Source organism: Methylobacterium sp. J-072 (assembly GCF_022829425.1).
GTDB lineage: Bacteria > Pseudomonadota > Alphaproteobacteria > Rhizobiales > Beijerinckiaceae > Methylobacterium.
In genome coordinates this window covers 1-13125 of record NZ_JAKSYK010000169.1, presented here as the reverse complement: position 1 = coordinate 13125, position 13125 = coordinate 1, and the positions used below count along the sequence as shown (strand labels likewise).

General features: G+C 69.9%; 11 protein-coding genes and 1 pseudogene. 8 read left to right on the top strand and 4 right to left on the bottom strand.

From position 1 onward, the window contains the following. Positions 1–2393, bottom strand: a pseudogene (locus MKK67_RS19315) (hypothetical protein); the annotation flags it as partial. A 290-nt stretch (positions 2394–2683) separates the two neighbouring features. On the opposite strand from MKK67_RS19315, the gene MKK67_RS19310 reads away from it, so the two are divergent. Next, positions 2684–3001, top strand: a complete 318-nt coding sequence (locus MKK67_RS19310; protein WP_243968352.1) for an Hpt domain-containing protein — start codon at positions 2684–2686, stop codon at positions 2999–3001. Between the two features lie 209 nt (positions 3002–3210). Next, positions 3211–3531, top strand: coding sequence for a 2Fe-2S iron-sulfur cluster-binding protein (locus MKK67_RS19305; protein WP_243968342.1), 321 nt, complete (start codon positions 3211–3213; stop codon positions 3529–3531). Between the two features lie 4 nt (positions 3532–3535). Here the strand turns inward: MKK67_RS19305 and MKK67_RS19300 are convergent, their stop codons facing one another. Next, complete coding sequence (locus MKK67_RS19300; protein WP_243968340.1) at positions 3536–4711, bottom strand: vWA domain-containing protein; 1176 nt, start codon at positions 4709–4711, stop codon at positions 3536–3538. Between the two features lie 337 nt (positions 4712–5048). Here MKK67_RS19300 and MKK67_RS19295 point away from each other — a divergent pair, with 337 nt between their 5' ends. Continuing rightward, complete coding sequence (locus MKK67_RS19295) at positions 5049–5456, top strand: hypothetical protein (RefSeq protein ID WP_243968338.1); 408 nt, start codon at positions 5049–5051, stop codon at positions 5454–5456. A gap of 38 nt (positions 5457–5494) precedes the next feature. Here the strand turns inward: MKK67_RS19295 and MKK67_RS19290 are convergent, their stop codons facing one another. Then, on the bottom strand, positions 5495–7327 hold the full coding sequence (locus tag MKK67_RS19290) for a cation:proton antiporter (RefSeq protein ID WP_243968335.1): 1833 nt from the start codon (positions 7325–7327) through the stop codon (positions 5495–5497). Between the two features lie 378 nt (positions 7328–7705). Between MKK67_RS19290 and MKK67_RS19285 the strand changes: the two genes are divergently transcribed. The 3 genes from MKK67_RS19285 (at position 7706) to MKK67_RS19275 (ending at position 10545) form a co-directional block, all read left to right on the top strand. Further along, complete coding sequence (locus MKK67_RS19285) at positions 7706–8980, top strand: ATPase (protein ID WP_243968325.1); 1275 nt, start codon at positions 7706–7708, stop codon at positions 8978–8980. After that, the gene (locus tag MKK67_RS19280) at positions 8977–9621 is read left to right on the top strand and encodes a hypothetical protein (RefSeq protein WP_243968323.1); all 645 of its coding nucleotides are present in this window, start codon (positions 8977–8979) and stop codon (positions 9619–9621) included. Before MKK67_RS19285 ends, MKK67_RS19280 begins: the two co-directional genes overlap by 4 nt. Positions 9622–9693: 72 nt before the next feature. Next, a complete protein-coding gene (locus MKK67_RS19275; protein WP_243968321.1) occupies positions 9694–10545 on the top strand; it encodes an AAA family ATPase in 852 nt (283 codons plus the stop codon). A 3-nt stretch (positions 10546–10548) separates the two neighbouring features. On the opposite strand, the gene MKK67_RS19270 is transcribed toward MKK67_RS19275, so the two are convergent. Then, complete coding sequence (locus MKK67_RS19270; protein ID WP_243968319.1) at positions 10549–11478, bottom strand: class I fructose-bisphosphate aldolase; 930 nt, start codon at positions 11476–11478, stop codon at positions 10549–10551. Between the two features lie 173 nt (positions 11479–11651). Here MKK67_RS19270 and MKK67_RS19265 point away from each other — a divergent pair, with 173 nt between their 5' ends. Continuing rightward, positions 11652–12176, top strand: coding sequence for a SixA phosphatase family protein (locus tag MKK67_RS19265; RefSeq protein WP_243968317.1), 525 nt, complete (start codon positions 11652–11654; stop codon positions 12174–12176). A gap of 730 nt (positions 12177–12906) precedes the next feature. Continuing rightward, positions 12907–13125 (top strand): transposase (locus MKK67_RS19260; protein WP_243966288.1); only part of this gene is annotated, 219 nt, incomplete at its 3' end.

The window sequence follows — 13125 nt, the reverse complement described above, 5'->3', positions numbered from 1 at the left end:
GTCTCGTCGATGGCCCGGACGCGCACGTCCGCGGTCTCGGCGAAGCTCGCGCCGGTCTGGCTGAGGGTGTCGGCGATGCGCGCGCCCTGGCTCGCCACCGCGAGCACGATGTCGCGGCCGGTGCCGCTGATCCGGGTCTGGGTCTCCTCGGCGTGGCTCGCCAGCAGCTCGGCGACGCCCTTGCCGTGCGCGCCGAACGCGGCCTCCATCTCGCCGATGCGGGCGGCGAGGTCGTCCGAGATGGCGCGGGCGGCCTGGGTCAGGCTGCCGGTGGCGTCGCCGGTGCGGGCGGACAGCTCGCGGTTGAGGTCGTCCAGGGCGGCGCGCAGGGCAGCCACCGCCGCGGCGCCGCGCTCGCCGAACTCGGTGCCGGCCCGGTCGGCGGCGTCGCGGAAGCGGGCCAGCAGGCCGGCGGTCTCGGCTTCGACGGCGCTGGTCACCTCGGCCGAGCCGTGGCGCAGGGTCTGGAGGGTGTCGACCAGGCGGGCGGAGGCCTCGCGGGTCTGGGCCTCGACCTCGCCGGTGACGGCGCTCGCCGAGCCGCGCAGGGACTGGACCGCGGAAGCGGCGCCGGCCTCGAAGCCGTGGCCGAGCGCCGAGAAGGCGCTCTCCAGGTTCTCGGTGGCCGTCTGGGTCCGCTCGGTGATGTGGCCGCCGGCCCGCTCGGCCGCGGCCGCGACGCGGGTCTCGAGATCCGAGGCTTGCACCGTCACGGTGTCGTGCAGGCGCGCGGCGATGCCGTCCATGCGCTCGGCCAGGGCGTTGCCGCGTTCCGCGACCGTCTCGGCGATCCGCTCGGCGGTGCCGATCAGGTCGTCGCGCACCGCGCCGGCCTGGTTGGTCAGCGTCTCGCCGACGCCGCCCATGGCCAGCGCCAGGGCGGCCTGGGCGTCGCGCCCGCGGCTCTCGATCGCCTCGGCGACGGAGAGGCCGGCGGTCTCGATCTCGGTGCGCAGGGCCAGGCCGCGGCCGGCGATGTCCTGGGTGAGGGCCGCGCCGGTCTCGGCGAAGCGCGCGGTAATCTGGGTGCCCATCGCGCCGAAGCGCTCGGTCATCTCGGAGCCCCGCGACAGGAAGGCGTTCTCCAGGCCGATCACCGAGCGCTCGAAGCTCTCGCGCACGACGCCCCCCTGGCGCTCCAGGGACTCGCTGACGCGCAGGCCGGTCTCGGCGAGGCTCTGGGCCACGGAGGCGGTGCTCTCCGCGATCCGCCCGGTGAGGGCGGTCCCGGTCGCCTCGAAGGCGCCGCTCACGTCGCGGGCACGGGTCTCGAAGGCCCGCGTCAGGGTCTCGCCGACTTCCAGGAGGCTGCCGCGCACGCCCTCGCTGGTGTTCGCGAGGCTCTCGATCAGCTCGTCGCCGCGCCCGGTCATCAGGTTGACGACCCGGTCGCCCGCCTCGCCCAGGGAGGCGGTGATGGCGGCGCCGCGGGCGTCGAGCGCCCCGGTCACGCGCTCGCCCGCGCCGGTGAGCGCCATGACGATCCGCTCGGACGCGCCCTCAAGCTCCTGGCTCAGGCTCTGGTGCGAGCCGGTGATCGCGCCGCGCACCCGCTCGGCATTGGTGACGATGGATTCCCGCTGGGCGACCAGTTCCTCGACCAGGGAGCGGATGCGGATCTCGTTGTCGGAATAGGCCCGCTCCAGGGTTGCGATCTCGCCGCGGACCAGGGTCTCGAGCTCGCCGGCCCGGGCCAGCGCGCGCTCGACGCCGTCGCCGACCGCGGCGACTTCCCGGCGCACCGTCTGCGACATGGTCAGCACGGCGTCGGTGGAAAAGCTCTCGGGCTCGGCCAGGCGCACCGCGACCTCGCCGACCGCGCGGGCGACGAGGCGCATCTCCTGCGCCCGGGCCGCCAGCATGGCGGCGATCACGAACAGCACGACCGGGCCGAGCAGGGCGGCGGCGCCCACCGTCGCCTGCAGGGCGGTGAGTCCGGAGACGACGCCGCGCAGGTCGCCGCCGGATTGCAGCCACGCGACCAGCACGAGCCCGGCGATCCAGGCGAGGCCGGCCAGCAACGCGAACAGATAAGGCTTGGGCGAGGAGCGCACCCGCAGGGTCTGCTGCAGGATGCCGATGTTGCGCCGGTCGTCGTTCGCCACCAGCGAGCGGTCGGGCGGCAGCAGGCCGCCCTCGCGGCGCGGACGCTCGCGGCCGGGCGGGGGCAGGTCGGAGGCGAGCGGCGGGTCGAGGTCGAGGCGCGGCGGCATCTGGCGGCCGGCCGGATCGAGGGCGCCGTCGAGCAGGGGATCGGCATCCCCGACATCGGGCAGGCGCGGCTCTGCGCGGCTCTCGGTGCCGGTCGGCGTCAGGGCGTCGAGGTTCAGCGCCTGCTCGATCGCAGAGAGCGCGGCCTCGGCCGGGTCCTTCAGCTTCTTCTCGGTCGCCATTCAACGCCTCGTCACACGGGTTTCACCGGCACCTGGGGAGGCTGATGCCAGAGACGCAACTTCCCGTTTACCATTACAGGATTAGACGCGGACACCGATTGCCGATACCCGAGCCGCCGTCCGACCCCAGAAACCGTTAACGCTATGGTTACTGCGGCCGCTGCCTTCCGGCTCCACCATCTTGGCGCAGATGAGGGTCCCTGCGCGATCCCCGTCCAGCGAATCAGGGGGTGAATCATGGGGATCGGTTCGGCAACCCCCAGAAGAATGCGGATTCCGGGAGTTCGAACATGCCGGCCATCGACCGGGCGGAGCTCGATGCGCAGACCGGCGGCGACGCCGAGCTGGCCAATGAGGTGCTGGCACTGTTTGCCGGGCAATGCCGGTCGATCCTGCCACGGCTGACCGATCCGTCCCTGCCGAGCGCGCAGCGCGCCGACCTCGCCCACACCCTGAAGGGATCGGCCGCGGGCGTCGGCGCCACGCCGGTGCGCGCCTGCGCGGACGCCGCCGAGGCGCAATTGCGGGCGGGCGCGGAGCCGGCGGCGCTCGACGCCCTCGTGCAGGCCGTGGCGGCGGCACTGGCCGAGATCGAGCAAGGGCTTTAAGTTGAAGCGCCGGCTCGCCGCCGAACCGGCATCCCCTGCGGCGGCGAGCGCTCTCAGTTTTAAGAACGCGCTCCCGCCGGGGGCGCTCCGATGCGGCGATCGATCCGGAACGGACCGCCGCCACCGCGCTTGCATTCCACGGCCTCAGCCGCCAAGCAATCACCCCGCCCGTCGAAGCGAGGCCGCTCGACGCGAGCCCGGAGCCTAAGATGCCCAAGATCACTTACGTCGACCACGCCGGGACGGAGAGGACCGTCGAAGGCAGCGTCGGCGCGACCGTGATGGAGACGGCGTTGCGCAACAACGTCCCGGGCATCGACGCGGAATGCGGCGGCGCCTGCGCCTGCGCCACCTGCCACGTCTACGTGGCCGATGCCTGGATCGACGTCGTCGGCAAGGCCCAGGACATGGAGCAGGACATGCTCGATTTCGCCTCCGACGTGCGCGAGAATTCCCGCCTGTCCTGCCAGATCAAGATCGCGCCGAACCTGGACGGGCTGGTGGTCACGACCCCCGCGCAGCAGGGGTAGCGGCTCATCGCACCAGCGCCCGGGCCGCGGCGTCGAGCCCGTCGAGGGTGAGGGGAAACATGCGGCCGCCCACGAGCCGCTGCACCATCCCGATCGACTGGGTGTAGCCCCAGTGCGTCTCCGGTATCGGGTTCAGCCAGGCCGCCTTCGGGAAATGGTCGAGGAGCCGCTGCATCCAGACGGCGCCGGGCTCCGCGTTCCAATGCTCCACCGAGCCGCCCGGCGTGGCGATCTCGTAGGGGCTCATCGAGGCGTCGCCCACGAACACCACCCGGTAGTCGCTGCCATAGGTGCGGATCACGTCGAGCAGGGGGGTCCTGGCCTCGTGCCGGCGTCGGTTCTCGGTCCAGACCGCCTCGTAGGGGCAGTTGTGGAAATAGTAGTGCGCGAGGTGCTTGAACTCCGAGCGCGCCGCCGAGAACAAAGCCTCCGCCTGCTCGATGTGAAAGTCCATCGAGCCGCCGACGTCGAGGAACAGCAGCACCTTGACGGCGTTGCGCCGCTCCGGCCGCAGCCGCACGTCGATATAGCCCTGGCGGGCGCTCTCGCGGATCGTGCCGTCGAGATCGAGCTCCTCGGCCGCCCCCGTCCGGGCGAAGCGGCGCAGCCGCCGCAGCGCGAGGCGCATGGTGCGCGCGCCGATCTCACGGTCGTCGTCGAGATCCTTGAACTCGCGCTTGTCCCAGACCTTCACCGCGCGGAAGTTGCGGTTCCCGTCCTGGCCGATGCGGATGCCCTCGGGATTGTAGCCGTAGGCGCCGAACGGCGAGGTCCCGCCGGTGCCGATCCATTTCGAGCCGCCCTGGTGGCGTTCCTTCTGCTCGGCCAGCCGCTGCTTGAGCGTCTCGAACAGCTTGTCCCAGCCCAGCGCCTGCAATTCGGCCTTCTCGGCCTCGGTCAGGTATTTTTCCGCGAGCTTGCGCAGCCACTCCTCGGGAATCGCCGCGGGCTCCACCGCCGCCCCCAGGGTCTCCAGTCCCTTGAACACCGTGCCGAACACCCGGTCGAACCGATCGAGATGCGCCTCGTCCTTCACCAGCGCCGTGCGCGACAGGAAGTAGAAGGCCTCGACGTCGTGCTCGGCCAGCCCCCGGTCGAGGGCGCCGAGCAGGGTCAGGTACTCCTTGAGGGAGACGGGAACCTTGGCCTCCCGGAGGCCGGTGAAGAACTGCAGCAGCATCCCCGAAGAACGCGCCAGCAAAACGCCCGGGTCAACCCCGGGCGAATCAGACAAGCTTACGATCGGCCGGGCAGGATTTCTGGGCCTGTTCTCCGAGTCGTCGCGGATGGTCGACAAGATTCAGACAGGGACAAAGGCCTAATCCAGGGGCGCCCGGAGAGTCTTCAGCGACTGCGGAGACTCATAAGTTGGGCATAAGTCGTCGAATCTGTTGATATGTGCGCGAACAAGCCTCGCGCGGTCACTGAAACCGTCACGGGAATCGCTCAACTGAGGGCATCAGGTGTGTTCAGCCGCGACAACGCGTGCCGCACCAACCGAAGCGAGGAGACCTGCGATGGCGGTCATCCTGCGGAATCTGACGGATTTCAAGCGGTTTCTCGGGAAGCCGGGTGCCACGATTCAGCTGGTGCGCAACACCTTCATGGATCGCCAGCCCGAGGCGACCCGGGAGGCCTACCGCGACAAGGGCATGTACGCGCCGCGGGCCGTGCAGGCCCTGTCACGGAAGGCTGCGGTGTTCACCCTGCGGGGGTTCCCCGGGACCGTGTGGCTGTACTGGGACAAGGGTGCGCGGGGCTGGCGCTTCTCGGGGGACACCGTGATCGTTCCCCTGGTCACCGGCCTCGGACCGGCGGACGAACTCGTCTACCGGTGCAGCTTCGCCGACGGCTTCGAGCCGGCGCCGCGCAACCGGGTGACCCGTCAGGCCAAGCACGCCGAGGCGCATCTCGCCCCGGCGTGAGACGGCCCGGGCCGCTCGACATCCGGCTCACGCCGCGTTCAGGCTTCTTGACGCGCGGCGGCTTCCTTCTTGACCGGCGGCTTGCCGAGGGCCTTTCCGACCGTGCGCCGGGCGCGAAAAATCGGCTTGGCCTCGTTCTCGCGCTTCTTCAGCAGCGCGCGATACTCGTCCCGCCGCTCGTGGATCGAGGCGATGACGAGGCCCATCGGCACGCCGACATCGACCAGCACCGCCTCCGACAATTGCAGGGAAGCCTCGATCGTCTCCGGCACCGCGTCGTCGACGCCAAGCTCGTACAGGGCCGAGGCGTGGCGGGCATCGCGCGCGCGGGCGACGATCGTCAGGTCGGGCCGCTCCGCCCGGGCCGCGGCCACCGCCTGCTCGACGGCCCGCGGGTTGTCGAGGGTGACCACCAGGGCGCGCGCCGTGGCGATGTCGCAGCGGCGCAGGATCTCGGTGTTGCCGGAATCCCCAAAATAGACCGGCGCGCCGGCGCGGCGCTGCTCGGCCACCCGGGCCGCGTCGGAATCGAGGGCGAGGTAGGGGATCCCGTGCCGGTCCAGCATCTCGCCGACCTGGCGGCCGACGCGGCCGTAGCCCGCGATCACCACCCGGTTCTCGATCTTGTCCGGCAGCGGCTCCGACTTCATGGCGGCGAGGCCGGCGCTCGTCGCGCGACGGCTCAGCCGGCGGCCCAGGGCCGCGAGCGCCGGGATCATGATCATCGTGACGGTGGTCACGATCAGGGCGGCCGCGCCGACATCCTCCGGCACCAGCCCGGTGGCGACGGCGCCCCCGATCAGCACGAAGGCGAATTCGCCGCCCGGCCCAAGCAGCAGGGCCGCCTCCAACGCCACCGGACGGGAGATCTTGAGGGCAGGGGCCGCCATCATCACCACCGCGGCCTTGATCAGGACCAGCGCCAGCGACAGGCCGAGGATCGCCCCGGGCGCCGCCATGAGCTGGGCCGGGTCGAGGTTCATGCCCACCGAGACGAAGAACACACCCAGCAGCAGGCCCTTGAACGGGTCGATCGTCGCCTCGATCGCCCGGCGATACTCGGTCTCGGCCAGCAGCAGCCCGGCCACGAAGGCGCCCAGCGTCATCGACAGCCCGCTCGCCGCCGCCGTCAGCGCGGTGCCGACGATGACCAGCAGGCAGGCCGCCATGAACAGCTCGGTGGAGCGCGTCCGCGCCACCAGCTGGAACAGCGGGCGCAGGGCGAGGCGGCCGGCGACCACGATCAGCACCAGCGCGATGGCGGCCTGGCCGAGCGCCATGGCGAGCGCCCAGCCCTTGTCGCCCTCGTCGCCGCGGCCCAGCACCGCGATGGCGAACAGCACCGGGGCCACCGCCAGGTCCTGGAACAGCAGGACCGCGAAGCTCGCCCGGCCGGAGGGCGCGTTGAGCCGCTTCTGCTCGGCCAGGACCGGCAGCACCACAGCGGTCGACGACAAAGCGAGCCCGATGCCGACGATCGCCGCGCCGGCGAGCGGCACCTGCAGCCCGTAGAGGATCGCCCCGAGGATCAGCGCCGAGCAGCCGACCTGCAGCGAGCCAAGGCCGAAGACCAGCCGGCGCAAGGTCCGCAGCCGCTCCCAGGACAGCTCGACCCCGATCATGAACATCAGGAAGATCACCCCGAACTCGGCCAGATGCGAGATCTCGGTGCGGTTGCCGATGGTGAAGAGGTGGACGTAGGGATGGGTGTCGGCGAGACGCCCGAGGCCGAAGGGGCCCAGCAGGGCGCCGGCGCCGATGAAGCCCAGCACCGGCGAGATCCGCAGCCGGTGGAACAGCGGCACCACGATGCCCGCGGTGACGAGGAACAGGATCGCTTCCTTGTAGGAGCCGGCGTGAACCTCTGGCATCGGCGGCGGATCGAACCTCGTTTTTCCGACCGGTGAGGAAGCCGATCACGGATGCGCGATCATGGGTCGGCACCGGGCGCTGGGCAACCGCTTTCGACAACCGCAAGGCCAGCGAGGTGCGCTCTGACACAAGCCGGATACACACGTCAGGTGAGGCATTTCAGCCACCCGGGCGGCGCTTGCCGGCGATCCACCGGGGAATGGGTGCAGGGCGGCCCAAAATCGGCACAATGCCCGCATACACGCCGGAGTTAACCGGGGGTTACGTTCGGCCAGGGCCGCGCCTGCATTTGAGTATCCTCCCGAAAGGTGGTTTCCAGCTTTCGGAAAAAGATGATGCGGAACTTGCAGGGGCGAGTGCGCCCGCGACAGGACCCGATGGATGTGACGAGGCCGATGATCTCCATCAAGTCGATATTCTCCGGTCCCGCGGCGCCACCGAGTCGCGACCTCGCCCGCGAGCGCCGCCAGTGGAAGCTCGAATCGGACCGGTGGCAGCACCAGCGTCACGTCGACCGCGGCTACCGCATCAAGTGGGGCTACGTCGCGATCGCGTACCTCGTCGAGTTCATGGTGATCGGCGCCTCGCTCTGGGGCGCGTGGCTGTTCGCGGGCGTCTACAGCGACGGCGACTGGCACGCCTTCTACTTCATGCTGCTGGCGCCCCTGGTCTATGCCGCCGTGGAGCTGTGCCGGGTGCCGCTCGGCATCCTGGCCCGGACCCAGCGCTCGCATTTCGTGCGCGGGCTGGCGGTGCTCGGCATCATCTTCGCGGCCGGCGTCACTACCAAGTCGGTGTCGCAGCTCGGCGAGATGATGTTCCATCCCCGCCTGATGGAGGCGGCTAAGACCAAGACCGCCCTCAAGGACGCCCAGGCCGACCGCGCCACGATCGGCGACCGCATCAAGGCGGCGGACGAGCGGGTGGCGCAGTACACGGCCGAGCTCGACCAGATCGAGAAGCGCTCCTCCGACAACGCCCAGCAGCTCGCCGGCCTGCCAGCCCAGCGCTGCGAGCGGGTGTTCGGCACCAACAGCAAGGGCCGGAAATACCAGAACCTGAAATGCTTGGCCGATCCGCGCGTCGCCGCCCTGTCGGCAGGCGTCACCAAGGCCTCGGCCGACCGTGCCGCGCTGATCAAGAACCTGGAGGAGGCGCGCAAGGCGCGCGCGACGCTCGATCCCGGCGCCGCCGACCGGCGCGTGGCCGATGCCGAGCAGGGCTACCGGAACGCGGTCAACCGCTCGCAGCTGCACTCCTTCACCGCCATGGTCTACGGCGTCGACCCGATCGACGTGACCGAGAGCCAGGTCCACGCCTTCCTGCGGATCTTCGTGTTCCTGCCGGCTATCTGCGCCGCCTTCGCGTCGACCATCCTGGCGCTCTGCGCGGTGTCGACCCGCCGGACCTTCATGGATGAGGACGACCTCGGCGCCGCCGTGAACCCGGAGGCCGCGCCGTTCATGCTGGACGCGATCGCCGACGCGCTGCGCTCGAACCCCGAGCCGATCATGCCCCGGGCGGCCAACGCCAGCGGCGCGGTGATCCCGATGAACCGGCCGGCCCAGGGCCAGCAGAGCCTGCCCGGCCAGAACCATCCGGGGCAGGCCCTTCCGGGCCAGACCCTCCCAGCCGCGGGAGCCGGCGCATGAACTACGTCGCCGGCGGCACCCCTGAGAACGTCGCCCTCGCCCAACAGGTGAATTCGCGCCTGCGGGCGGATTCGAGCTACGTCGCGGCCCGGGCCTTCCTGTTCCGGGCGCTGGGCTTCGGCGCCTTCGCGTGCCTGTCCGGCATCGGCGTCGGGGCGGCGGCCTATGGCTGGGCGACCCTCAACCAGTTCGACACGGCGGCGGAAAAGATTGCCGCTGCCATGCAGGCCGCGCTCTCGGACGTGACCCTGAAGACCAAGGGCGAGGTCACGCTGACCGACAACACCCTCAAGCTCGAAGGCCTGCCCAAGGTCGGCGGCGGCACGCCGACGCCGACCAAGGCCCAGCTCGGCAGCGACGCCGCCCCGGCCTCGAAGGCGGCGGTGAACACGACCTTCACGGTGTTCAAGCAGGTGCCCTATCTCGACGGCCAGATCGTCACCGGCTGGAACTTCAAGGACAACGCCGACCAGCCCTACCAGCAGTACTGCTACTTCTCTCGCCGCTCCAACGAGTCGAAGGGGCAGGTCGAGATCAAGATCGACCTCGCCATGGACACCAAGACCCTGCCGCAGCCGCAGAAATCCGACGTGAACCTCGAGATCCTGGCCCGGAACTGCGTCTGGCACGAGAAGGGGTAGACCCGTCTCGCTTGCGGGGCGGCGTCGCCACGCGCTACCGGTTGCGTCCAGGCCAGTTTCTCCGAGAGCGCGATGCGATTTTCCGGAACCGAGTCCTACGTCGCGACCCCCGACCTGACCGCCGCGGTCAACGCCGCCGTGGTCCTGGAGCGCCCGCTCCTGGTCAAGGGCGAGCCCGGCACCGGCAAGACGGTGCTGGCCGAGGAGATCGCCAAGGGGTTGGGCGCGCCGCTCATCGTCTGGAACATCAAGTCGACCACCAAGGCCCAGCAGGGCCTCTACGAGTACGACGCGGTTTCGCGGCTGCGCGACTCGCAGCTCGGGGACCCGCGCGTCTCGGACATCGGCAACTACATCCGGCGCGGCAAGCTCTGGGAGGCGTTCACCGCCCCCGAGCGCCCGGTGCTGCTGATCGACGAGATCGACAAGGCCGATATCGAGTTCCCCAACGACCTCCTGACCGAACTCGACCGGATGGAGTTCCACGTCTACGAGACCGGCGAGACCGTGAAGGCCGTGCGCCGGCCGATCATGATCATCACGTCGAACAACGAGAAGGAGTTGCCGGACGCGTTCCTGCGCCGCTGCTTCTTCCACTACATCAAGTTCCCGGACGCCGAGACGCTGATGCGCATCGTCGACGTCCATTATCCGGGCATCAAGCACCGCCTGGTCGAGGAGGCCCTGCGGGTGTTCCTGGAGACCCGCGAGGTGCCGGGCCTGAAGAAAAAACCCTCGACCTCGGAGCTGCTGGACTGGCTCAAGCTCCTCGTCTCCGAGGATATTACGCCCGAGACCCTGCGCGAGCGCGACGGCCGCAAGCTGATCCCGCCCCTGCACGGCGCGCTCCTGAAGAACGAGCAGGATGTCAGCCTGTTCGAGAAGCTCGCCTTCATGATGCGCCGGGAGCAGCGGGGCGGCTGAGCCTCAGCCCTCCGTGCCGGCGTAGATATCGGTGATCTGCCCCAGCAGTTTCAGGGCGTCGGCCTTGGAGCGCTGGAAGGCGTTGCGTCCGACGATCGAGCCGAAGCCGCCGCCCGCCTGGATGGCGCGGATCTCGTCGAGGAATTTGTCCTCCTCGGCCTGGGCACCGCCCGAAAAGATCACGATCCGGCGTCCGTTAAAGGCGCATTGCACCACGTGGCGCACCCGCTCGGCCGCGGTGCCGATCGGGATGCCGGTCGACTCGTAGACCGTCTTCGCGGCCGGCTGCTCGATATGGGCGGTGGGCAGCTTGACCTTGATGATGTGGGCGCCGAGTTGCGCCGCGATCTGCGCCGCGTAGCCGATCACGTCGATGGCGGTCTCGCCCTCCTTCGACAGGGCCGAGCCGCGGGCATAGGACCAGATCACCACGGCGAGGCCGACGCTCTTGGCCTCCTCGGCGATCTCCCGGATCTGGCCGTACATGGCGTTGCGGTGGGCCGAGCCCGGATAGATCGTGAAGCCGACCGCGCAGGCGCCGAGCCGCAAGGCATCCGCCACCGAGCCGGTGATCGCCTGCTCGGGATCGTCCTCGTCGGCCAGGAGGTCGTGGTCGTTGAGCTTGAGGATCAGCGGGATCCGCCCGGCATAGTCCCGCGCGCCGGCCTCCAGGAAGCCGAGTGGCGCCGCGTAGGCGTTGCAGCCCGCCGCCAGGGCCAGCTCGAAATGGTAATGCGGGTCGTAGGCCGGTGGGTTCGGGCCGAAGCTGCGGGCGGGGCCGTGCTCGAAGCCCTGGTCCACCGGCAGGATCAGCATCTTGCCGGTGCCGCCGAGCCGGCCGTGCTCCAGCATCCGGGCGAGGTTGGTGAGCGTGCCGGGGCTGTCGGCCCCGTACCAGGACAGGATCTCGGAAACCCGGGGCGATCGATCCATGGCGCGACCTCCTTCGACAGAGGCCGCCCTCCACGGCATGCCCGGCTTCGGCGGCCCAGCTTTTCGAACCAGTCAGGGCGGCCGAGGTTCCCGCGCGCCGCGCTTTCGGCTAACCGGGCCCCGGCGCAAATCCGGCGCCTGTCGATCCTCCCACGCCGAGAAGGGCTCGCTCCATGCGCAGGCTGATCCTGTTGCGGCACGCCAAGTCGGACCGTCCGGCCGGCGTCGCCGACCACGAACGGCCGCTCAACGACCGCGGCCGCCGGGCCGCGCCGGCCGTGGGCGCCCACCTCGCCGAGGCAGGCTTCCGGCCCGACCTCGCCTTGGTCTCGACCGCCACCCGCACCCGCGAGACCTGGGAGGCGGTCTCCACCGCCCTCGGCGCGCCCGAGGTGCGGTTTCACCGCGAGATCTACGAGGCACCGTCGGAGCGGATCCTCGGGGTGATCCGGGGCGCGCCGGACGCGGCCGAAATCGTGATCGTCGTCGGCCACAATCCGGGGCTGGGCGACCTCGCCGCAGCCCTGGCCGGTGAGGGGCCGCGCAAGGAGCGCACGCGCCTCGCCATGGAATTCCCGACCGCCGCCTACGCGGTGATCGATTTCGACACGGACGCCTGGTCGGCGATCGGCCCGGGGCAGGGCCGGCTGGAGCGGTTCGTGCGCCCGCGGGACATCGACCCGGAACTGGGCGGCTGAAGCCCCGCCGCAAAAGCCCTGGTTTCAAGAGGTCTTGGACCCAGCCCTTTCAAGGTGTTTGCGGCAGCGGCCTATACCGCTTGCCCTACAACGCTTGGTTCTTGCAGAGCCCGGGATCCAGAAACATCGTGGGGTCAAGGACTTGCACCGTCGGCGGCTCTGGATCCCGGGCTCGGCTGCGGCGCCCCGGGATGACAGGGTGGAGGCTGATGCCTCTTTGGAAATCCGGGTTTCGTGGAACAGGAGCATCTCCCCTTGAGCGATCCCGCTATCACCTCCATGCCGTCCCTGCCACGCTTGCCTTGGCGAGGATCGCGGGCGGGCCATCGGACCTGCGCTGCGAACCGAGCCGATTGATCCCGTCGGGAAAATCCAGGACCACGGCCCAATCCGAACACCTTGAAAGGACTGGGTCTCGGCCTTTTGAAACCGTGATTGTTCCAGCGGTCTCGGTGGCCGCTGAGTGCCTGTTTGACCGGTCATTCCCCTCCTCACCCTCATCCTGAGGTGGCGTAGCGGAGCGGAGCCCTCGAAGGAGCTCTCCAGCCAGCCGCGCGATGCCTGGAGGGCTCCTTCGAGGCTGCTGCGCAGCACCTCGGGATGAGGGAGAGATGAGGATCTCCGTCGATCAGAACCGTCCTTCGACTGCGATCGCGCAGTCAAACAGGCTCTGAGGCTTAAGAGCGCCTAACAGAACGGCACGGAGCGAGGCTTTCAGCGTTGGTTTAGCATGGCCAGACCGCTTCTGCCCGATGATCTCTGGGATGAGATCGCTCCGCTCCTCCCGCCGCCTCGGCCCCGTCCGAAGGGCGGGCGTCGTCCAATTGAGAACCGGGCCGCACTGACGGGCCTCCTGTTCGTGCTGCGCTCGGGCCTGCCGTGGGAGATGCTGCCGGCCGAGATGGGCTGCGGCTCCGGCATGAGTTGCTGGCGGCGGCTGCGGGATTGG

Coding starts and splice junctions, on each gene's coding strand:
- MKK67_RS19305 (WP_243968342.1), top strand. CDS start 3,211: ATGCCCAAGATCACTTACGTCGACCACGCCGGGACGGAGAGGACCGTC.
- MKK67_RS19275 (WP_243968321.1), top strand. CDS start 9,694: ATGCGATTTTCCGGAACCGAGTCCTACGTCGCGACCCCCGACCTGACC.
- MKK67_RS19300 (WP_243968340.1), bottom strand. CDS start 4,711: ATGCTGCTGCAGTTCTTCACCGGCCTCCGGGAGGCCAAGGTTCCCGTC.
- MKK67_RS19280 (WP_243968323.1), top strand. CDS start 8,977: ATGAACTACGTCGCCGGCGGCACCCCTGAGAACGTCGCCCTCGCCCAA.
- MKK67_RS19290 (WP_243968335.1), bottom strand. CDS start 7,327: ATGCCAGAGGTTCACGCCGGCTCCTACAAGGAAGCGATCCTGTTCCTC.
- MKK67_RS19285 (WP_243968325.1), top strand. CDS start 7,706: ATGGATGTGACGAGGCCGATGATCTCCATCAAGTCGATATTCTCCGGT.
- MKK67_RS19265 (WP_243968317.1), top strand. CDS start 11,652: ATGCGCAGGCTGATCCTGTTGCGGCACGCCAAGTCGGACCGTCCGGCC.
- MKK67_RS19310 (WP_243968352.1), top strand. CDS start 2,684: ATGCCGGCCATCGACCGGGCGGAGCTCGATGCGCAGACCGGCGGCGAC.
- MKK67_RS19295 (WP_243968338.1), top strand. CDS start 5,049: ATGGCGGTCATCCTGCGGAATCTGACGGATTTCAAGCGGTTTCTCGGG.
- MKK67_RS19270 (WP_243968319.1), bottom strand. CDS start 11,478: ATGGATCGATCGCCCCGGGTTTCCGAGATCCTGTCCTGGTACGGGGCC.